The organism is Histidinibacterium lentulum (genome assembly GCF_003789055.1).
In the GTDB taxonomy this organism is placed as follows: domain Bacteria; phylum Pseudomonadota; class Alphaproteobacteria; order Rhodobacterales; family Rhodobacteraceae; genus Oceanicola; species Oceanicola lentulus.
Map to the genome: position 1 here is coordinate 510,381 of NZ_ML119081.1, position 19,678 is coordinate 530,058.

Consider the following 19,678-nt stretch of genomic DNA (forward strand, 5'->3'; position numbering starts at 1 on the left):
AAGCCGGACAGATGCCTCCCATGACCGACCAGTCGCCGCCCCTCGAGGGCACGCCGCTCATCAAGCCCTCGTCCACCGATCATCCGCTCTACGACAGCGTGGTGGAGGCCTGCCGCAGCGTCTACGATCCCGAGATCCCGGTGAACATCTACGATCTGGGCCTCGTCTACACGATCGAGATCGACGACGAGAACGCGGTGCAGGTGATGATGACGCTGACCGCCCCCGGCTGTCCGGTGGCCGGAGAGATGCCCGGTTGGGTGGCGTCGGCGATCGAGCCGCTTCCGGGCGTGAAGCAGGTGGACGTCGAGCTGACCTGGGACCCGCCCTGGGGCATGGACATGATGTCCGACGAGGCGCGTCTCGAACTGGGGTTCATGTAGCACGCCGGATTTCCGGGGTCGTGGGCCGGGCCTGAGCCCGGCTGTCCCCGTTCATATAGTGCCGCCATTCCGGGCACATGCCCGGCCCACGCCGTTGACTTTCCGTCCGCATTGCCGGGAACATGCCCGCCCGACGCCGTCGCGGCGGATGGTGCCGGTTCGGCACCTCCGCGGCCGTCGCCACAAGTTCACCGCTCCGTCACCTCCCCGTCATCGACCCGTCAGCCGGCTGTCACGGCCCCTCGCCATCTCTCTGCCGGTCACGACACCAAGAGGGAGACCCCGATGTCCGCCGTCCGTTTCACCACCGCCGCCGCCGCGCTGCTCATCGCCGCCCCCGCCGCCCTTCAGGCCGAGACCCACGGCATGTCCCTCCCCGAGGTCGGCGCGCTGACCTACGGCCCGCGTCCGGCCTTCCTGATCAACCAGATGGACGACGGCCCGCTGAAGGACGAGTTGACCGCCTGCCTCGGCCAGACCCCGACGCAATCCGCCTTCTCCATCGGCCACCGCGGCGCGCCGCTGCTCTTTCCCGAGCACACCGTCGAATCGAACCTCGCCGCCGCCCAGATGGGCGCGGGCATCCTCGAATGCGACGTGACCTTCACCGAGGATCTGGAGCTCGTCTGCCGCCACGCGCAGAACGACCTGCACACCACGACGAACATCCTTGCCACCGATCTCGCCGACACCTGCGTGACCCCCTTCACGCCCGCGGACGGCGAGACGCCCGCCACCGCCGAGTGCCGCACGTCCGAGCTGACGCTCGCCGAATTCATGACGCTCGAGCCGAAGATGGACGCCGCCAACGGCGCCGCGACCACGGTCGAGGAGTATCTCGACGGCACCGCCGCCTGGCGCACCGATCTCTATGCCGGCGACACCACGCTGATGACCCACGCCCAGTCCATCGCGCTCTTCGACAGCTTCGGCGCGGGCTTCACGCCCGAGCTGAAGGCGCCCTCGGTGGAGATGCCCTTCAACGGCTTCACCCAGGAGGACTACGCCCAGAAGCTCGTGGACGAGTACAAGGCCGCCGGCATCGACCCCTCCCGGGTCTGGCTCCAGTCCTTCAACCTCTCCGACGTGCTCTACTGGATCGAGAACGAGCCCGAGTTCGGCGCCCAGGCGGTGTATCTCGACGACCGCTACGAGGCCTCCGACGACGACGAGGGCCTGATCGACCCAATGGACGCCTCGACCTTCATGCCCACCATGCAGGAACTGGCGGAGATGGGCGTCAACTACCTCGCCCCCCCGACCTGGATGCTGGTCACCCTGAACGACGCGGGCGAGATCGTGCCCTCCGTCTACGCAGAGGAAGCAAACGCCGCCGGCCTCACGCTGATCACCTGGACGCTGGAGCGCTCGGGCCCGCTGGCGACCGGCGGCGGCTGGTATTTCCAGTCCATCGCCGAGGCGACCGACAACGACGGCGTCTATTTCGAGCTGCTCGACGTGCTCGCCCAGGATGTGGGCGTGGTCGGCGTGTTCTCCGACTGGCCGGCGACCACCACCTTCTACGCCAACTGCAAGGGCCTCTGAACCCCCATGTCCGATTGCCGGAAAGGGCGTCCCTCGGGGCGCCCTTTTCTCCTGGCCCCGGCTCTGCCATCATCCGGCGGGCAAGCCGGGCTGAAGCCCGGCCTACACCCCGCACGTGCGGTCCCGCTACCCGTAGGCCGGGCTTCAGCCCGGCGTCCGGCCTTCCCTCGCGATGACACCGAACCGGAGCCCGCCCGTGACCGAGATGGAAAAGATGATCGCCGGAGACCTCTACCGCCCCGGCGATCCCGAACTGGTGGCCGCCCGCAAGCGCGGCCAAAGCCTCGCCGCGGCCTACAACGCCACACGTTACGGCGACGAGGCCGCGCGCCGGGCTCTCCTGGCCGAGCTGCTGGGATCGGGCGGCGACAGCGTGGTGATCCGCCCGCCCTTCCATGTGGACTACGGCATCAACATCCACTTCGGCCCGGACTGCTTTCTCAACTTCGGCGTGGTCTGCCTCGACGTCTGCCCGATCCACGTGGGCCGCGGCACCCAGATCGGCCCCTACACGCAGCTCATCTCCGCCGACCATCCGCGCGATCCCGAGATCCGCCGGCAGGGGCTGGAGAACGGCCGGCCCATTCACATCGGCGAGAACGTCTGGATCGGCGCCTCCGTCCTGATCCTGCCCGGCGTCACCATCGGCGAGGACGCGGTGATAGGCGGCGGCGCCGTGGTTACGCGCGACGTGGCGCCGGGCGCCATCGTCGCCGGAAATCCCGCCCGGCCATTGCGCGGATAAGCCCCCGCACCACCGCCCTCCGGCGCCGCCTGCGCAAGACGCTTTGCATTCCTGCAAAGGCTGCCTGTTCCGCGCGGTATTCCGTGGCAGGCTGGGAGGGGATATCGAGGGGGGGAATGACAGGCAGCATGGCGTTCATCTCCAGAAGGCTATGAAGCCGACCTACCTCCGGGACCCCGCAGGGCCGAGCCCCCGATCGCGAAAGCCGCCTTACCCTCATGCAAAACGCCGACTGGACCGACCTCGCCTATTTCGCCGCCATCGCCCGCCATGGCTCCCTGTCGCGCGCCGCCGCCGCGACGGGCGTCAGCGCCGCCACGCTCTCCCGGCGCCTGCGCGGGCTCGAGACGACGCTGGGCCGCCGGCTCTTCCTCCACGGCGCGGCGGGCTATGCGCTGACCGCGGAAGGCCGCGAGCTCCTGATCCGCGCCCGGCCCATGGAGGAGGCCGCCGCCGGCGTCGCGCGCTGGCAGGCCGCCGCCCGCGGCCCGGTTCCGGTCCGCATCTCTGCGGGCACCTGGACCGCGCTCGCCCTCGCCGAGGCCCTGCCCCGCATCTGGCGGCCCGGCGCGATCTGGCTGCCCGAGATCGTGCAGGCCGAGCGCAGCCTCGACATCGCGCGCCGCGAGATCGACATCGGCCTGAGGAACGCCCGGCCCGATCATCCCTGGCTCGCCGGCCGGCGTGTCGGGCTGACCCGCTTCGCCGTCTATGCCGCCGAGGCGGACATCACCGGCTGGATCGGCGCCTCTCTCGACGCCGCCCTCACCCCCTCGGCCCGCTGGATCGAGGAGACCCACGGCGCGCGGATCGTGACCCGGTCGAACGCGCCCGCCCTGTCGGTGCAGATGGCGCGGGCGGGGATCGGCCGCGTGGTCCTGCCGCTCGCCGTGGGCGAGACGACTCCCGGCCTCCTGCGCCTGTCGGAGCCGATCGCGGAGCTGGACCGCGAACAATGGCTCGTCGCCCATCACGAGGCCCGCCATGATCCGCCGATCCGCGCCGCCCTCGATGCCCTCGCCGCCCATTTCGCCGACGGCTCCGCGACCCGAGGTCCCCTTGAGAGACCGCCTCCGAACGCCTAGGTTCGAAGCAAAGGACCGGAGGTGCCCGCAATGTTCTCGATCCCCGGCAAGCAGGCCGTCACCCTGACCCCCGCCGCCGTGGCGCAGATCCGCAAGCTGATGGACAGCAAGGGCCACCAGGGCCTGCGCGTCGGCATCAAGAAGGGCGGCTGCGCAGGCATGGAATACACGATGGACTATGCCGACGAGATCGACCCTCATGACGAGGTGGTCGATCAGGACGGCGCGCGGGTGATGATCGCGCCCATGGCGCAGATGTTCCTCTTCGGCACCGAGATCGACTACGAGATCTCGCTGCTGGAGTCGGGCTTCAAGTTCCGCAATCCGAACGTGACCGACGCCTGCGGCTGCGGCGAGTCGATCAAGTTCAAGGATGTCGCCGAACTCGAGGCGGAGCGCGCCGGGCGGGCCTGACCTCCCGCCGGGCTCCCGGGCTTCCGGCGTCCCGGCTTCCTTGCTATCGGGTGGACCGAACAGAAAGGGAGTGTTCCCATGCGCCGAAAGCTCGCCGCCGGAAACTGGAAGATGAACGGGTCGATGTCGGCCATGTCCGAGGTCGACGGCCTGGTGAAGGCCCATCCCGACCCCTCGGTCGATATCCTGCTCTGCCCGCCCGCGACGCTGATCTGGTCCATGGCCTCCATGCGCGGCGAGCATCCGATGGCCGTGGGCGCGCAGGATTGCCACGCCGCGGTATCCGGCGCGCATACCGGCGACATCTCGGCCCCCATGCTGCGCGAGGCCGGGGCGAGCCATGTCATCGTCGGTCATTCCGAGCGCCGGGCCGATCACCGCGAAACCTCCGAGGAGGTCCTCACCAAGGCCGAGGCGGCCCATGCGGCGGGGCTCGTCGCCATCGTCTGCCTCGGAGAGACGCTGGAGGAGCGCGAGGCCGGACGCACGCTCGAGGTGGTGGGCGCGCAGCTCGCGGCCTCGGTCCCCGCCTCCGCCACCGGCACCGACACGGTCATCGCCTATGAGCCGGTCTGGGCCATCGGCACCGGCAAGGTCGCCACCACCGACGAGATCGCCGAGGTTCACGCCTTCCTGCGCGCCGAGCTGCGCCGCAGTCACCCCAGCTCCGCCGCCGAGATCCGCCTGCTCTACGGCGGGTCGGTCAAGGCATCGAACGCGGCCGAGATCTTCGCCGTGCCGGATGTGGACGGCGCCCTCGTCGGCGGCGCCAGCCTCACCGCCGAGCAGTTCTCTCCCATCATCCGGGCCCTCGAAGCCTCGTAGGGTGGGTTTCCAACCCACCCCCCCTCCCGGAAACGGTCGAACACCCTCCGCAGACCGAACCCGGCCTTCCCCCGCACGCCCCGGGGCCACCCCGCCCTTCGCCGCTTCCCTCCGCCCGCCGCCTGTCGTATCCCGGTGCCATGACGCCCCTGCCCGATCACGACTGGCCCGAACTCCTGCCCGGCTGGGTCTGGCTCTGCGGCGCGGGACCGGGCGATCCGGGGCTTCTGACGCTCCATGCGCTTAATGCCCTGCGCCAGGCCGATATCGTGGTCTACGACGCCCTCGTGTCCGAGGCCCTGCTCGCCTGGGCGCCCCAGGCGAAGCACGTCTACGCCGGCAAGCGCGGCGGCAAGCCCTCGGCGCAGCAGCGTGACATCTCCCTGTCGCTCGTCGAGCACGCCCGCGCGGGCAGGCGCGTGCTGCGCCTCAAGGGCGGCGATCCCTTCGTCTTCGGCAGGGGCGGCGAGGAGGCGCAGACACTCGTGCAGCACGGTGTGCCCATCCGCATCATCCCGGGCATCACCGCCGGAATCGGCGGCCTGGCCTATGCAGGCATTCCCGTCACCCACCGCGACATCAACCAGTCGGTGACCTTCGTGACCGGCCATGACCAGTCCGGCGAGGCGCCGCTCTCGCTCGACTGGGAGGCGATCTCCCGCGCAAGCCCGGTCATCGTGATCTACATGGGCATGAAGCACATCCGCCCCATCGCCGCCGCCCTCCGCGCCGCGGGCCGCCCCGCGTCGGAACCCGTCGCCGTCGTCACCACCGCCACTCTGGACGGCCAGCAGGTGCTCGAGACCACCCTCGGCACCGTCGAGGCCGATATCGCGACCGCCGCCCTCGAGCCCCCCGCGATCATCTGCGTTGGCCGGGCGGCCCTCATGCGCCAGGCCCTCGACTGGCAGGCCCTGGCGACGGGCGCAGGCCCGCGCAACCTCGACCCGCTCGATCTCGGCCGCCCCGCCGAAAGCGCCTGATGCCCCGCGGCCTCGTGCTCGCCGCGCCCTCGAGCGGATCGGGCAAGACCACCGTGACCCTCGGCCTGCTGCGCGCGCTCTCGCGTCGGGGCATCCCCGTGCGCGGCGCGAAATCCGGCCCCGACTACATCGACCCTGCCTTCCACGGCGCCGCCTGCGGGGTGCCGTCGGTGAACCTCGACGCCTGGGCCATGACCCCCGACCGCCTGCGTGCGCTGGCCTCGGGCGAGGGACTGCTGCTGATCGAGGGCGCCATGGGCCTCTTCGACGGCGCGCCGCCCGAAGGCCGCGGCGCGACCGCCGATCTCGCGCGCCTCCTCGGCCTGCCGGTCATCCTCGTGGTGGACGCGGCCCGGCAGAGCCATTCCGTCGCCGCTCTCGTCCGGGGCTTCCGCGACCATGACCCGTCCGTCCGCCTCGCCGGCGTCCTCCTGAACCGCGTGGGCTCTCCCCGGCATGAGGCCATGCTCCGCGCCGCGCTCTCTCCCCTCGGCCTGCCCGTCCTCGGCGCTCTGCCCCGCAATCCGGCCCTCGCCCTGCCCGAGCGCCACCTCGGCCTCGTCCAGGCCGCCGAGCATCCCGCCCTCGAGGCCTTCCTCGAAGATGCCGCGGCCAGCATCGCCGACCATATCGACCTCTCCGCCCTGATCGCCCTCGCCGCCCCCTTCGAGTCCGCCGCCCTGCCTCCGCGGCCCCGGCCCCGCCACATCGCCGTCGCCCGCGACGCGGCCTTCTCCTTTCTCTATCCCCACCTCCTGCGCGACTGGCACGAGGCCGGCACGCGCGTCCGGTTCTTCTCTCCCCTCGCCGACGAACCCGTCCCCGGCGACGTCGATCTCGTCTATCTCCCCGGCGGCTATCCCGAGCTTCACGCCGCCCGCCTTGCCGCCGCGAAGACCTTCATGCACAGCCTGAAAGACGCCTCGCAAATAACTGAAATTTATGGAGAATGTGGCGGCTACATGACCCTCGGAGAAAGCCTGACCGATGCCGAAGGCACCCGCCACAGGATGGCGGGCCTCCTCGGTCTCGCCACCAGCTTCGCCGAGCGCAGGCTCCACCTCGGCTACCGCCGCCTGACGCCCCTCGCCGGCCCTTTCAAGACCCCCTGCACCGGCCACGAGTTCCACTACGCCACCACGCTCGGCGCCGAGGGACCACCCCTCTGGCGCGCCGAGGATGCCGAGGGCACCCCGCTGCCCGACATGGGCCTCTGCGAGGGCCGGGTCAGCGGCTCCTTCGCACATATCATAGACATGACATGACTGGACGCCGCCCCGCGCCGGGCGTAATCCGTCTCCCATGACCGCCCTGCCCGACACCGCCGACCTCCGGGACGGCACCGACCGCCGGACCCGCCGAAACGTCGGCATCCTCGTCGCGGCCCAGGCCCTGCTGGGCAGCCAGATGCCGATGATCTTCGTGGTGGGGGGCCTCGCGGGCGGGATGCTGGCGCCGAATCCCTGCCTTGCGACCCTGCCCATCAGCCTCATCGTCTTCGGCTCGATGACCACGGCGCCGTGGCTGTCGTCCTACATGCAGCGCTTCGGGCGCCGCGCGGGGTTCCTCGTGGGCGCGGCGGGCGGGGCGGCGGGCGCGGCGCTCGCGGCGTGGGCGCTCTACATCGGGTCCTTCCCGATCTTCCTCGCGGGCAGCTACCTGACCGGCATCTACATGGCCGCGCAGAATTTCTACCGCTTCGCGGCCACCGACGGCGTATCGGCCGGCTTCCGGCCCAAGGCGGTGTCCTATGTGCTCGCGGGCGGGCTCCTGTCGGCCATCATCGGACCGCAGCTCAACAAGCTGGTGCAGACCGCCTTCGTCGTCCCCTTCCTCGGCACCTATCTCGCGGTTATCGCCATCAACCTTCTGGGCGCGCTCCTCTTCTTCGGGCTGGACCTGCCTCGCCCCGCGCAGCGCCCCAAGGGCGCGCCGCGCGCCGGGCGGACCCGGATGGAACTCCTGCGCGATCCGCGGGTGCTGACCGCGGTGATCTGCGGCATGGTCTCCTATGCGCTGATGAACCTCGTGATGACCTCGACGCCGCTTGCCGTGGTCGGCTGCGGCTTCACCACGGACCGCGCCAACGACATCGTCTCGGCCCATGTGCTGGCGATGTTCGCGCCGTCCTTCGTCACCGGGCACCTGATCGCCCGCTTCGGCACCGAGCGGATCATCGCCCTCGGCCTGCTGATCCTCGCCGCCGCGGGTGTCGTGGCGCTCTCGGGCGTGACGCTCGGCAATTTCTTCGGCGCGCTGGTGCTGCTCGGCATCGGCTGGAACTTCGGCTTCATCGGCGCCACGACGCTGCTGACCTCAGCCCATACCGAGGAGGAGCGCGGCGCGGCGCAGGGCATGAACGACATGCTGGTCTTCGGCTGCGTGACGCTGGCCTCGCTGGCCTCGGGCGGGCTGATGAACTGCACGGGTGGCAGCGCACAGGAAGGCTGGACGGCGGTCAACCTCGCGATGATCCCGCTTCTGGCGCTTGCGGGCGGCGCCCTCATCTGGCTCGCGCTGAAGCCCCGCACCGCCTGACAGTCCAGACCACCCGCGCCTGTCCGCGTAGGGTGGGGTTCCACCCCACCGCCCACCGCACCCGGGACAAGGCTACCACCGCCCCCGCACCGCCACCCAGGCGAGCCTCAGCGCACTCCGCGCCTCCCCCGGCCCGAGGCGCCCGTCCTTCACCCGCCCGGGCTCGCGCGCCGCGGCCTTCAGCACCGCGCCCGCGTCCCACCCGTGGCGGAGCGCGAGAACCGCCCCCTCCGTGCGCGCGGCCCGCCCGGCGTCAAGCCGCGCCAGCCCCTCCCGCGCCAGCGCCCGCACTGTCTCTTCCCGCCCGTCCGGCAGGGGCATCCGCCCGCGGGCCTCCATCTCGGGCACCGCGAGAAACCACCGCGCAAGCCCCGCGCCCCAGGCCCCGGCGCGGACCGCCTCCTCCTCCTCCGCCGCCGCGGCCCCGAGACCCAGCGCCGAGACCCAGGCCAGATCCCCCGCCACCCGCTCGAGATGCGCCGAAAAGGCCGCCCCGTCCTCGAAGGGCTCACGCCAGATGTCCCAGCGTCGCGCCGCCGCCGCCCGGTCGAGCACCTCGACGGGCAGCCCCCTCTCCCGGACCAGCGCCGCCAGCGGGTCCGTCACCTCGTGGGACCGCACCCGCCCGCCCGCGCCGATCTCCTCCAGCGCCTCGCGCCACCAGTGCAGGCGCATCTCGGCGATCATCGGCTCCTCGCTCGCATAGGGCGCGCGGGAGACCTCGACGTTGAAGGCATAGAGCGGAAACAGCACCTCCCGCGCCGGCGGCGGACAGGACATCGCCGCGCGAAAGCGGACAGGATCGCCCCTGCGGACGATCTCGGCACAGGCGGCAAGGCTCATCGGGGCGAAACGCGGGCTGGGCTCATGCCCCGCAGATACCCCGATCCGCCGCCGCCGCCACCCCCGCGCGGCGCAGGCCCGCTCAGGGGAAGGGCGCGAGCCGCAGGATCCCGGCCATGAGGTCGCGGACGCCCTCGGGTCCGCAGGCGCCCTCGACGGTGGCGACGCCCGCGATCGGCGGCTCGACGGTCACGCTCTGCGTCCCGAGGTCGGTGGGGCAGGATGCGAAACGGTCCTCGGGCAGCGCAGCGGTCGCGGCGAGGAGGTCCGGCCATGCCGCCTCTGCCAGCGCGCGGGCGGCGGCATGGCGTCCCGGCTCGGCCGCAAGGCGGCGCGTCCGCGTGCCCCCGGCGTCGGGCGTCACCTCGTGATCCTCACGCAGCACGCGGTCGTCGGCGGTGATGGTCACCGTCGTCAGGCCCGAGAAGGTGCTCCCGCTCGAGACGCGCACGAAGGGCCGGTCCTCCGGCACGGCGGGCGCACAGGCGCCGAGCGCGACGGACACGACCGGCACGAGGCAGAGGCACAGGCGGCGGGCGGCAGGCGTCATCGCGGCTCCCCCAGTGGCGGACGGACCGAGGATAAGGCGGCGGCGCGCGATTCGGTGAGCGCGATCCGCGCGTCACTCCCGCATCAGCCGTCCGACCGCCACCATCAGGTCCAGAACGTCATCTTCCCAGCAGTCGTAATAGACCCCGTCGAGCCCGTTCACGGGAGGCGAGACCTCGACCCCACGGGTACCGCCATCGCCCATGCAGAGCGGCAGGAGGTCTGCCGACTGGCTCTCGCGGATGCCGGGAAAGGCCGCCTCGACCAGCGCCCGCGCCTCCGCATGACGGCCCGCCCGCGGCGGCAGGCGGGTGATGCGCGGGACGCGCGCACCCTCGCCCAGTTCGCTTCGCGTGACCCTGTCATCCGCGGTGATCGTCACCACCGTGGAGGCGCCGGACGGAAGCGTCGCGATGCTGCGGACGTAGGGCTGGCCCTCCGGGACCCCGCCCCCCTCGCCGGTCTCGCAGCCCCCGAGGGCCAGAGCCGTCACGAGGCACAGGGCCATGGACACGCCACGCATTGCAGATCCTCCCCCGTCGGGTCGCACAGAGGATAGCCTAGCCGGTCTCCGGCCCGGACCGGAAATCGGCGTCAACGATTTCCGATTTCCTTTTCAACGCCTTGCGTCCGGTCCCAACGTGGGACCGGTCAGGCCCTCGCCCCGTCCCGCACCAGTTTCCAGCGAATCGCATCCACCAGCGCGTTGAAGGAGGCGTCCACGATGTTGGCCGAGACCCCGACCGTCGACCACCGCCGCCCCTCGCCGTCCTCGCTGTCGAGGATGACCCGCGTGACCGCCTCGGTGCCCCCGCCGGTGATCCGGACCTTGAAGTCCACCAGCCGCCAGCCCGCGATGAAGTCCTGGTAGGGTCCCAGATCCATCGCCAGCGCCACGGCGAGCGCATTGACGGGCCCCGCGTCCTGCTGATCGGTCGGGTTCTCGTTCTGGTAGAAGCTCGTCGTCTGCCGCGGCCCCGGCAGCGTCACCGTCACCACCGCCTCCGACACGATGACGAGCTCCCCCTTCGCGTTCCGCCGCCGCTCCGAGATCACCCGGTAGCGCTCCACGTCGAAGAACCGCGGCATCAGGCCCAGCTCCTCGCGCGCCAGAAGCTCGAAGGAGGCCTGCGCGCTGTCATAGGCATAGCCCTGCGCCTCGCGGGCCTTGATCAGCTCGAGCAGCCGTCCCAGCGCCGGATCGCCCTTCGCCGCCTCGAGCCCCACCGCCTCCAGCCGGTGCCGCAGGTTCGACTGCCCCGCCTGGCTCGACATCGGCACGACCCGCGCGTTGCCCACCGCCGCCGGGTCCACATGCTCGTAGGTGGTCGGATCCTTCAGGATCGCGCTCGCATGAAGCCCCGCCTTGTGCGCGAAGGCCGAGGCGCCCACGTAGGGCGCCTGCTTCATCGGCAGCCGGTTCAGGATATCGTCGAGCGTCCGGCTCACCCGGCGCAGGCCCGCCAGCGCCTCGCGGCTCACCCCGGTCTCGTAGCGGCTCGCCCAGGGCTCCTTGAGCAGCAGCGTCGGGATGAGCGAGGTCAGGTTGGCGTTGCCGCAGCGCTCGCCCAGCCCGTTGAGCGTGCCCTGCACCTGCCGCACCCCCGCCTCCACCGCCGCCAGCGTGCCCGCCACGGCGGTCTCGGTGTCGTTGTGGGTGTGGATGCCCAGGCGGTCTCCGGGGATGCCCGCCGCGATCACATCCGACACGATCTCGCCGATCTCGGCCGGCAGCGTGCCGCCGTTGGTGTCGCAGAGCACCACCCAGCGCGCGCCCGCGTCCACCGCGGCAGCAAGGCAGGCCAGCGCATAGGGCCGGTTCGCCTTCCAGCCGTCGAAGAAGTGCTCGGCATCGAAGAGCGCCTCCCGCCCCAGCCCCGCGAGATGCGCAAGGCTCGCCGAGATGTTCTCGAGGTTCTCCTCGAGCGTGATCCCGAGCGCCGTCTCGACATGGAAATCGTGGGTCTTGCCGACAAGGCAGACCGCGCCCGTTCCCGCGCCCACGACCTGCGCCAGCACCTCGTCATTGGCCGCCGAGCGCCCGGCGCGCTTGGTCATGCCGAAGGCCGTCATCCGGGCCCGCGTCTCGCCCACGCGCCCGAAGAATCCGCTGTCCGTCGGGTTCGCCCCGGGCCAGCCCCCCTCGATGTAATCGACCCCCAGCGCATCGAGCATCGCCGCGATCCGCAGCTTCTCCTCGACGGAAAAGTCGACGCCCTGCGTCTGCTGCCCGTCCCGCAGCGTGGTGTCGTAGAGATACAGCCGCTCGCGCACCGCCCCCTCCCTTTTCTGGCCTGAAGTATCCCGGGGGGAGGCCGCAGGCCGGGGGGCAGCGCCCCCCTCGACGGTGCCGGTCATCGCAACGCCTCCAGTTGTGCTATATCGAGATCACCGGTCTTCACGGCCTGTACCGCACCCTTTACGGACCGAAGCTCCAGCCCTGCGTCCGCCGCCAACCCGCGTAACTCATCCGCACGCGCGTAATCCTTCGCTTGCCGCAAAGTCTCCCAACGAGCCGCGATATCTCGGGCCAATGCGCCGTGATGTTCGTCGCCATCGCCAACGAACTGGACGGCACCGAAGTCTTGCTTGACGGCCCTCCAATCCCAACCGCCGAGCTCTTCCCCCAGAAGCCCCAGCACCGCCGCCGACCCCTTCAACTCCGCGGCCTTTCCCTCACCCGCCAGCCGGTGCAATTCCGCGATCGCGCCCGGCGTGTTGAGATCATTGGCGAGCGCAGCGAGCACCGCCTCGGAGGCGAGCGAAGCGAGCCCCGGATCGGCCGCGTCAGCGGCCGAAACCCCCGCCGTCAGGGCGCGCCAGCGCCGCAAGGTGGCCTCCGCCTCCTCGCGCTTCCGATCCGTCCAGTCCATCGGCTTGCCGTAGTGGGTGCCCAGCATCACCAGCCGGATCACCTCTCCCGGCACGCCGCGGTCCAGCAGATCCCGCACGGTGAAGAAATTGCCGAGCGATTTCGACATCTTCCGCCCCTCGACCTGGAGCATCTCGTTATGCACCCAGTAGCGGGCAAAGGACCCCCCGGGATGGGCGCAGGATGACTGCGCGCGCTCGTTCTCGTGGTGCGGGAACATCAGGTCGCCGCCGCCGCCGTGGATGTCGAAGCTCTCGCCCAGAAGCTCGTAGGACATGGCCGAGCATTCGATATGCCAGCCCGGGCGGCCCCGGCCCCAGGGGCTGTCCCAGCCGGGAGTGTCGGCGTCAGACGGCTTCCACAGGACGAAATCCATCGGGTTGCGCTTGTAGGGCGCGACCTCGACCCGAGCGCCCGCGATCATGTCCTCGACCGACCGCCCCGACAGCGCGCCGTAGTCCCGGTAGCTTTCCACCGCAAAGAGCACATGCCCCTCGGCCTCGTAGGCATGCCCGCCCGCGATCAGCCGCGCGATCATCTCCACCATCGCACCGATCCAGTCGGTCGCGCGCGGCTCATGGGTGGGCCGCAGGCAGCCGAGCGCGCCCGGAACCTCCGGCGCGAAGCCGATGTCGCGGTGATACCAGTCCAGCGTCTCGGCGGTGATCTCGCCGATGGCGCGGCCCGTCTCGCGGGCGCGGGCGTTGATCTTGTCGTCCACGTCGGTGACGTTGCGCACATAGGTCACATGCTCCGCCCCGTAGACATGGCGCAGCAGCCGGAACAGCACGTCGAAGACCACCGCAGGCCGCGCGTTGCCCAGATGGGCCCGGTCGTAGACCGTGGGGCCGCAGACATACATCCGCACGTTCCGGGGATCGAGCGGCACGAAGGGCTCGACCCTGCGGCTGGCGGTGTTGCGCAGGCGGATCGGGGGGGCGGCGTCGGACATGGGGCCTCGGGCGGTGGCTTGGCCCGCGGGCTCCGGCGATTTTCGTGAGTGCGAAAAAGAGCGGCCCGCGGACGGAGGTCAGCAGGGAATGATGCAGCGAATGAGGGTGCGGGGGCTCTTCATGCCGCTCCGGTAGCAACAGCCGCGCCGCCTGTCCAGCCTTCCGAGCGGCCGCGCGCCACGAACCGGCGCGGGCTGTCGTCCCGCCGCACCGAGAGAGGCCGTGGACCGCTCAGGGGCGCGAGGCGGTCAGAACCGGCCCATCCGCCGCATGACGCGCATCGCCTGACGTGCGTTCTTGGAGCTTTGCCTGGTCTGGCGCGCCTGGCGCGGGTCCGGTCCGGACGCCTCCTCGCCGCCATCCCGGCGGGACTGACGGCGGTTCCCTTCGCTCATCGCCGCGCGCATGCCCCGGCCGAGGAACATGCGCACCACCATCGATATGATCCGGTCCATGATGTCTGCCCTTTCCGCCCCGACTGCCTGGCGGGGTATCTAATCGTTTCCTGTGGCACAAAAAGGGCTATTCCTCGAAGAGATCGCTCTGGCCCTCCGTCCCGTCCGTCTCGTCGTCCTCGTCGCCCGTTCCGGGCACCGGGCGGCTGTCCAGCAGTCCCGCGGCGCGCAGCTCCGACAGGCCGGGCAGATCGCGCGCGGTCTCGAGGCCGAAATGGTCGAGGAAGGCCTCGGTCACGATGAAGGTCACGGGCCGGCCCGGCGTCATGCGGCGGCGGCCGAAGCGGATCCAGTCCATCTCCAGAAGCTGGTCGATGGTGCCCCGGCTGACGCCCACGCCGCGGATCTCCTCGATCTCGGCGCGGGTGACCGGCTGGTGATAGGCGATGATCGCCAGCGTCTCGATGGCGGCGCGGCTGAGCTTGCGCGTCTCCTCCACCTCCTGGCGCATCAGGAAGCCGAGATCGGGCGCGGTGCGGATCGCCCAGGCCTCGCCCACGCGCACGACATTGACACCGCGCCCCTCGTAGCGCCGGCGCAGGTTCTCGAGCGCGGTCTTCGGCTCGCAGCCATGGGGCAGCCGCCCCACCAGTTCGCGGATCGTGACCGGGCCCGCCGTGGCGAACAGGATCGCCTCCACCATCCGCTCCTGCTCCGCAAGCGGCGGCGCCTCGAACAGGGACGGGTCCGCGGCGGGGCCCTCACCTTCGGTCGCCCCGCTCATGTCCGCCGTCGCAGCTCTATGGGCGCAAAGGTGTCCGACTGACGCAGCTCCGCCCGGCCCTCCTTCACCAGCTCCAGCGAGGCGGCGAAGGTGGCGGCGGTGGCGGTGCGGCGCCGCACGGGATCGGCGGTCCAGCCCTGCGGCAGGTAGCTCCAGAGATCGACCCAGTCCCCGGCGAGGCCGATCAGCGGCCGCATCCGCTCCAGCGCCTCGTCGAGGGTCAGAAGGTTGGTGCGGTCGTAGGCATAGGGGCGGAACTCGTCCTTGGTGCGGATACGGGCATAGGCCTGCATCAGGTCCACGAGAGTGGCCGTCCAGCGCACCCGCCGCACCCGCGTGACATCCTCGGTGATGCCGCGGCCGAAGCGGTCGCGCCCCAGCTGGTCGCGCGCCATGAGCCGCGCGGCGGCGGTCCGCATCGCCTCCAGCCGCTCGAGCTGGAACGCCAGATGCGCCGCGAGGTCCTCCGCCGAGGGCCCCTCCTCCTCGGGGTCGGGCGGCAGCAGCAGGCGCGATTTCAGGAAGGCGAGCCAGGCCGCCATCACGAGGTAATCCGCCGCGAGTTCGATCCGCAGCGTCCGGGCCTCCTCCACGAAGGCGAGGTATTGCTGTGCCAGCGCCAGAACCGAGATCTGCCTCAGGTCCACCTTCTGCGCGCGGCTGAGCGTCAGAAGCACGTCGAGCGGCCCCTCGTAGCCGCCCACATCCACGATCAGCGCCTCGGCGGCCAGCCGCGCGGCGACGGCGTCGGGATCGGGGCCCGCAGGGCGAAGGGGAGGAACGTCGCTCATCGGCGCCTCAGGTCAGCAGCGTCCGAAATTCCGCCTCCAGCGCCGGGATGTCAACGGGAACGGGCGCCTTGCGCTTCGACAGGGCGGCATCCGCGCGGGCGTTCCCGGCCCCGTCCATCAGCCGGCAGGCGGAGGCCACGGCCTGCATCTCCGCGAGGTCGCCGCTGCAATGCAGGACGATGTCGCAGCCCGCCTCGAGGCTTGCCGCCGCGCGATCGGCGACGGGACCCGACAGCGCGTTCATGCCCACGTCGTCGGTGAAAAGAAGGCCGCTGAACCCGATTTCCTCGCGGATCAGCCGGATCATCCGCTCCGAGGTCGTCGCGGGATGGACGGGGTCGATGTCCGCAAAGACGATATGGGCGGTCATGCCGATGGGCAGGTCGCGCAGCGCACGGAACGGCGCGAAGTCCCGGGCGGCCAAGTTCTCGGCGGAAACAGAGACGCGCGGCAGGTCCAGGTGGCTGTCCACCGAGGCCCGGCCATAGCCCGGGATATGCTTCAGCGCCGGCAGGACGCCGCCCGCCAGCAGCGCCTCGGCACAGGTGCGCGCAGCCTCGACCACGGTAGCGATCTCGCCGCCGTAGACGCGGTTGCGCAGCACGGGATGCGTGTGTTCCTCGAGAAGGTCGGCGACGGGCGCGCAGTTGACGTCGATCCCCGCGTCGTGAAGCTCGGCGGCGATCAGGCGGTTCCTGATCCACATGGCGCGCATCGGGTCCTTCGCCCGCGCCATCTGGTCCAGCGCAGGCAGGTATTCGCGCCAGTGCGGGGCGCGCATCCGCTGCACGCGCCCGCCCTCCTGGTCGATCATGACCGGAGCTTCCCATCCCACGGTGTCGCGCAGCTCGGCGGTCAGGGCACGCAGCTGGCCCGGCGCCTCGATGTTGCGGGCGAAGAGGATGAAGGCGAACGGGTCCGCACGGGCAAAGAACTGCCGCTCCGCCGACGTCAGGCGGAGACCTTCGCAGCCGAAGGCGACCGCCCGCCGGGGCATCTCAGCGCACCGACACCGGGATGCAGACCGCATCCTCGGCCACGAGGGCGGCACAGAAGCGCCGCGCGTCGGCGAGATCGTCGAAGCCTCCCGCCCTCAGTCGCCAGAAGGTCCGTCCGCCGGTCTCCGCCTCCTGGACGATCCGCGGCCGGCCGGCCATCAGCGCACCGAAACGGCCCGCCAGAGCCGCCCATTCCGCCGCCGCCACCGCTTCGCTGTCGTAGGCGCCGAGCTGCACCAGCGCCGTGCCCGGAGCGATGGACTGCGGGTCGAGCGTCGGGGGGACGGCGGCGGTCTCCGCGGCGATGGGCTCGATCGACGAGAGCCGCATCGGCCGCGATTGCGGCCGCAGCGAGCGCGCGACGCCGGGCACCGAGGCGGGGATCACCTCCGCGCCGCCCAGGGACAGGTTCTCGCGGACGGGCGTGCCGTCGATGGACAGGATGACGTCAGGCACGTCCTCGGCATTGCGCCGCGACATGGGGGTCAGACCTGCGGCGATCTGGTCCGCAAGGGCAAGGATATCCTCCTGACTCAGCGGCGCATCCGGATCGGCCGCCGCGGGGTCTTCGAGGGCCGCGAGGTCCTCGACCGGCGCGTCGGCCGCGGTAGCCGCGGCGATCATGCCGGAGACGGCAGACACCGCCTCGTCCGCGTCGGCTGCGTCGTCGGTCGCGGGCGCCACGGCCAGGTCCTCGGCCGCGAGGTCTACCGCCACGGGCGCAAGCATCAGCCGATCCTCTGGCGGGGCGGCCCCGCCTTCGGCCGCGACGGCGTTGACCGCGAGACCGCGATGCGCGGCAAGCTCGCCTCCAGGCTCGTCGGGGGCGATCCGCATCGGTCCCTCCATCGCCCGCACCACGGGCACGCCCGACACATCGCGCAACACGAGATTGTAGCCCCAGACGCCGATGCCGGCGATAAGGGTCAGCGACAGGGCCGCTCCGACCATGTTCACGAGTGATCCGGCGGAAACGCCCGAGCCGGAGGCCTCGGCCTCATAGGTATAGTCTGCCATGTCTGCCTCTTTGCCCCGGCGGCTGGATCCGCCGGTGATCTTCGGGTCCTGCTCGACCCCAGAGGCATTCTGCGCGGCTTGGTCGTCTGCTCACAGAGGGGAGCGTGGTGACGCTGACTACCGCATCTCGTCCACCGGGGTCACTCCAAGGATACCAAGCCCGTGGGAAATAACAATCGCCGTGGCCGCCGGCAGCGCAATTTTCGCCTGTGTTGCCGCAGAATCACCCTCCTGGAGGAAGCGCAGGGCCGGCTCGTCGTTGCCCCGGTTCCAGAGCCCGTGCAGCTCGGAGGCCAGCTCGTAGAGGTAGAAGGCAACGCGATGGGGCTCATGGAGGCGTGCGGCGATCTCCACCAGCCGCGGCCATTCGCCGATCTTCCGCGCCAGCGCCAGCTCCTCTTCCGCGAGCGGCACGGGACCCTGCCCCGCCAGCGTCTCCGCATCGGTGTCGCAGCCCATGGCGGCGGCCTTGCGCAGCACCGACTTCACCCGGGCATGGGCGTACTGCACGTAGAAGACCGGGTTGTCCTTCGACTGCTCGGTGACCTTGTCGAAATCGAAATCGAGCGGCGCGTCGTTCTTGCGGGTAAGCATGTGGAACCGCATCACGTCGGGCCCGACCAGCTCCACCATGTCGGCCATGGTCACGAAGGTGCCCGCGCGCTTCGACATCTTGAAGGGCTCGCCGTTCTTCCACAGCTTCACCAGCTGGATCAGCTTGACATCGAGCGGCACAGCGCCGTCCGAGAGCGCCGCCACTGCCGCCTTCATCCGCTTGACATAGCCGCCGTGGTCCGCCCCCAGCACATCGATCAGCTGGTCGTAGCCGCGCTCGATCTTGTCGAAATGATAGGCAATGTCGGGGGCGAAGTAGGTCCATGCGCCGTCCGATTTCATGATCGGGCGGTCCACGTCGTCGCCATGGGCGGTGGACCGGAAGAGCGTCTGCTCCCGCGGCTCCCAGTCGTCCGGCACGCGGCCCTTGGGCGGCTCCAGCACGCCGCGGTAGATCAGCCCCTTGTCCCGGAGCCGCTCGATTGCCGCCTCGATCCGGCCCGTGCCGTACAGGCTCTTCTCGGAGAAGTAGCGGTCCATGGTCACCCCGACCGCCGCGAGATCGGTCTTGATCCCCTCGAGCATCGCCTGGGTGGCGAAGGCGCGCACCTCGTCGAGCCACACCTCCTCGGGCTGGCCCACGAAGGCATCGCCGTGGAGCGCCTTCAGCTCCTCGCCCACGTCGATCAGGTAGTCGCCCGGATAGGTGCCCTCGGCGAACTCCACCGCCTCGCCATGGGCCTCGAGGTAGCGCAGGTAGACCGACCGCGCGAGGGTATCGACCTGGGCGCCGCCGTCGTTGATGTAGTATTCGCGCGTCACCTCGTAGCCCGCGTAGTCGAGCAGAGAGGCCAGCGCATCGCCCACCGCCACATGGCGGGCATGGGCGACATGGAGAGGCCCGGTGGGGTTGGCGGAGACGAATTCGACGTTGACCCGCTGGCCCGCGCCCATGTCCGACCGGCCATAGGCGGGATTCGCCAGCGCCTCGTGCACGAGGCCGCCCCAGGCCGACGGCTCCAGCCTCAGGTTCAGGAATCCGGGCCCTGCCACCTCGGCCGAGGCGATGCGCGCGTCCTCGCCCAGCCGCGCCGCCAGCCCCTCGGCGATGTCGCGCGGCTTCAGCCCGGCGGGCTTGGCGAGGACCATGGCGGCATTCGTCGCCATGTCGCCATGCCCCGCGTCGCGCGGCGGCTCCACCGTGACAGCGGCGGTATCGAGGCCTCCCGGCAGACCGCCCGCCGCGACCATGGCTCCGAGGCAGTCCAGCACCAGCTCGCGGATATCGGTGAAGAGGTTCATCGCGGCGCATCTCCTGACGTTCGCCGCCTCCTACCGGCGCCGGAGATGGAGTGCAACGCAGGCCGCTCGTGCTTGCCTCGCGCGACGCGGCCCGGCTAGGA

At 70.8% G+C, this 19,678-nt stretch carries 20 protein-coding genes; 9 read left to right on the plus strand and 11 right to left on the minus strand.

Translation table 11 applies throughout. The features are described 5' to 3' along the window. Positions 1-20 precede the first annotated feature (20 nt). The 9 genes from EAT49_RS02415 to EAT49_RS02455 all read left to right on the plus strand — a co-directional run bounded on the left by EAT49_RS02415 (position 21) and on the right by EAT49_RS02455 (position 8,518). Positions 21-383, plus strand: a complete 363-nt coding sequence (locus EAT49_RS02415) for an SUF system Fe-S cluster assembly protein (protein WP_123640667.1) — start codon at positions 21-23, stop codon at positions 381-383. Positions 384-668: 285 nt separating this feature from the next. Further along, positions 669-1,928 carry a glycerophosphodiester phosphodiesterase family protein gene (locus EAT49_RS02420; protein WP_123640668.1) on the plus strand — a complete coding sequence of 420 codons (1,260 nt, stop codon included), beginning with the start codon at positions 669-671 and terminating at the stop codon, positions 1,926-1,928. A gap of 205 nt (positions 1,929-2,133) precedes the next feature. Further along, complete coding sequence (locus tag EAT49_RS02425; RefSeq protein ID WP_246003745.1) at positions 2,134-2,673, plus strand: sugar O-acetyltransferase; 540 nt, start codon at positions 2,134-2,136, stop codon at positions 2,671-2,673. 218 nt (positions 2,674-2,891) lie between these two features. Beyond that, the gene (locus EAT49_RS02430) at positions 2,892-3,758 is read left to right on the plus strand and encodes a LysR family transcriptional regulator (protein ID WP_123640670.1); all 867 of its coding nucleotides are present in this window, start codon (positions 2,892-2,894) and stop codon (positions 3,756-3,758) included. Between the two features lie 30 nt (positions 3,759-3,788). Then, positions 3,789-4,172, plus strand: a complete 384-nt coding sequence (locus EAT49_RS02435) for a HesB/IscA family protein (protein ID WP_123640823.1) — start codon at positions 3,789-3,791, stop codon at positions 4,170-4,172. A 78-nt stretch (positions 4,173-4,250) separates the two neighbouring features. After that, positions 4,251-4,997 carry a triose-phosphate isomerase gene (gene tpiA / locus EAT49_RS02440; protein ID WP_123640671.1) on the plus strand — a complete coding sequence of 249 codons (747 nt, stop codon included), beginning with the start codon at positions 4,251-4,253 and terminating at the stop codon, positions 4,995-4,997. Positions 4,998-5,137: 140 nt separating this feature from the next. Continuing rightward, the gene (gene cobA / locus EAT49_RS02445; protein WP_123640672.1) at positions 5,138-5,980 is read left to right on the plus strand and encodes a uroporphyrinogen-III C-methyltransferase; all 843 of its coding nucleotides are present in this window, start codon (positions 5,138-5,140) and stop codon (positions 5,978-5,980) included. After that, a complete protein-coding gene (locus EAT49_RS02450; RefSeq protein ID WP_123640673.1) occupies positions 5,980-7,245 on the plus strand; it encodes a cobyrinic acid a,c-diamide synthase CobB in 1,266 nt (421 codons plus the stop codon). The genes cobA and EAT49_RS02450 overlap by 1 nt, the downstream gene beginning before the upstream one ends. Before the next feature lie 37 nt (positions 7,246-7,282). Beyond that, a complete protein-coding gene (locus EAT49_RS02455) occupies positions 7,283-8,518 on the plus strand; it encodes an MFS transporter (RefSeq protein WP_123640674.1) in 1,236 nt (411 codons plus the stop codon). Positions 8,519-8,590: 72 nt separating this feature from the next. Here EAT49_RS02455 and EAT49_RS02460 read toward each other — a convergent pair whose 3' ends face one another. The 11 genes from EAT49_RS02460 to argS all read right to left on the minus strand — a co-directional run bounded on the left by EAT49_RS02460 (position 8,591) and on the right by argS (position 19,577). Beyond that, positions 8,591-9,361 (minus strand): squalene/phytoene synthase family protein, encoded by a 771-nt coding sequence (locus EAT49_RS02460; RefSeq protein ID WP_123640675.1) that lies wholly within the window; start codon positions 9,359-9,361, stop codon positions 8,591-8,593. 82 nt (positions 9,362-9,443) lie between these two features. Continuing rightward, positions 9,444-9,911: a hypothetical protein gene (locus EAT49_RS02465; RefSeq protein WP_123640676.1), complete on the minus strand. Its 468-nt coding sequence runs from the start codon at positions 9,909-9,911 to the stop codon at positions 9,444-9,446. Between the two features lie 72 nt (positions 9,912-9,983). Continuing rightward, the gene (locus EAT49_RS02470) at positions 9,984-10,433 is read right to left on the minus strand and encodes a hypothetical protein (RefSeq protein WP_123640677.1); all 450 of its coding nucleotides are present in this window, start codon (positions 10,431-10,433) and stop codon (positions 9,984-9,986) included. 128 nt (positions 10,434-10,561) lie between these two features. After that, a complete protein-coding gene (cimA, locus tag EAT49_RS02475; protein ID WP_246003732.1) occupies positions 10,562-12,184 on the minus strand; it encodes a citramalate synthase in 1,623 nt (540 codons plus the stop codon). An 80-nt stretch (positions 12,185-12,264) separates the two neighbouring features. After that, a complete protein-coding gene (cysS, locus tag EAT49_RS02480; RefSeq protein ID WP_123640679.1) occupies positions 12,265-13,734 on the minus strand; it encodes a cysteine--tRNA ligase in 1,470 nt (489 codons plus the stop codon). 249 nt (positions 13,735-13,983) lie between these two features. Next, on the minus strand, positions 13,984-14,190 hold the full coding sequence (locus tag EAT49_RS02485) for a hypothetical protein (protein WP_123640680.1): 207 nt from the start codon (positions 14,188-14,190) through the stop codon (positions 13,984-13,986). 67 nt (positions 14,191-14,257) lie between these two features. Next, a complete protein-coding gene (scpB, locus tag EAT49_RS02490) occupies positions 14,258-14,914 on the minus strand; it encodes an SMC-Scp complex subunit ScpB (RefSeq protein ID WP_123640681.1) in 657 nt (218 codons plus the stop codon). Further along, a complete protein-coding gene (locus EAT49_RS02495; RefSeq protein ID WP_123640682.1) occupies positions 14,911-15,705 on the minus strand; it encodes a segregation and condensation protein A in 795 nt (264 codons plus the stop codon). Before EAT49_RS02495 ends, scpB begins: the two co-directional genes overlap by 4 nt. Before the next feature lie 7 nt (positions 15,706-15,712). Next, positions 15,713-16,702 (minus strand): glycoside hydrolase family 3 N-terminal domain-containing protein, encoded by a 990-nt coding sequence (locus EAT49_RS02500; RefSeq protein WP_123640683.1) that lies wholly within the window; start codon positions 16,700-16,702, stop codon positions 15,713-15,715. Position 16,703: 1 nt separating this feature from the next. After that, entirely contained in the window at positions 16,704-17,720 is a 1,017-nt protein-coding gene (locus EAT49_RS02505) for an SPOR domain-containing protein (protein WP_123640684.1), read from the minus strand. Positions 17,721-17,837: 117 nt separating this feature from the next. Further along, positions 17,838-19,577, minus strand: a complete 1,740-nt coding sequence (gene argS, locus EAT49_RS02510) for an arginine--tRNA ligase (RefSeq protein WP_123640685.1) — start codon at positions 19,575-19,577, stop codon at positions 17,838-17,840. Between the last annotated feature and the right edge of the window lie 101 nt (positions 19,578-19,678).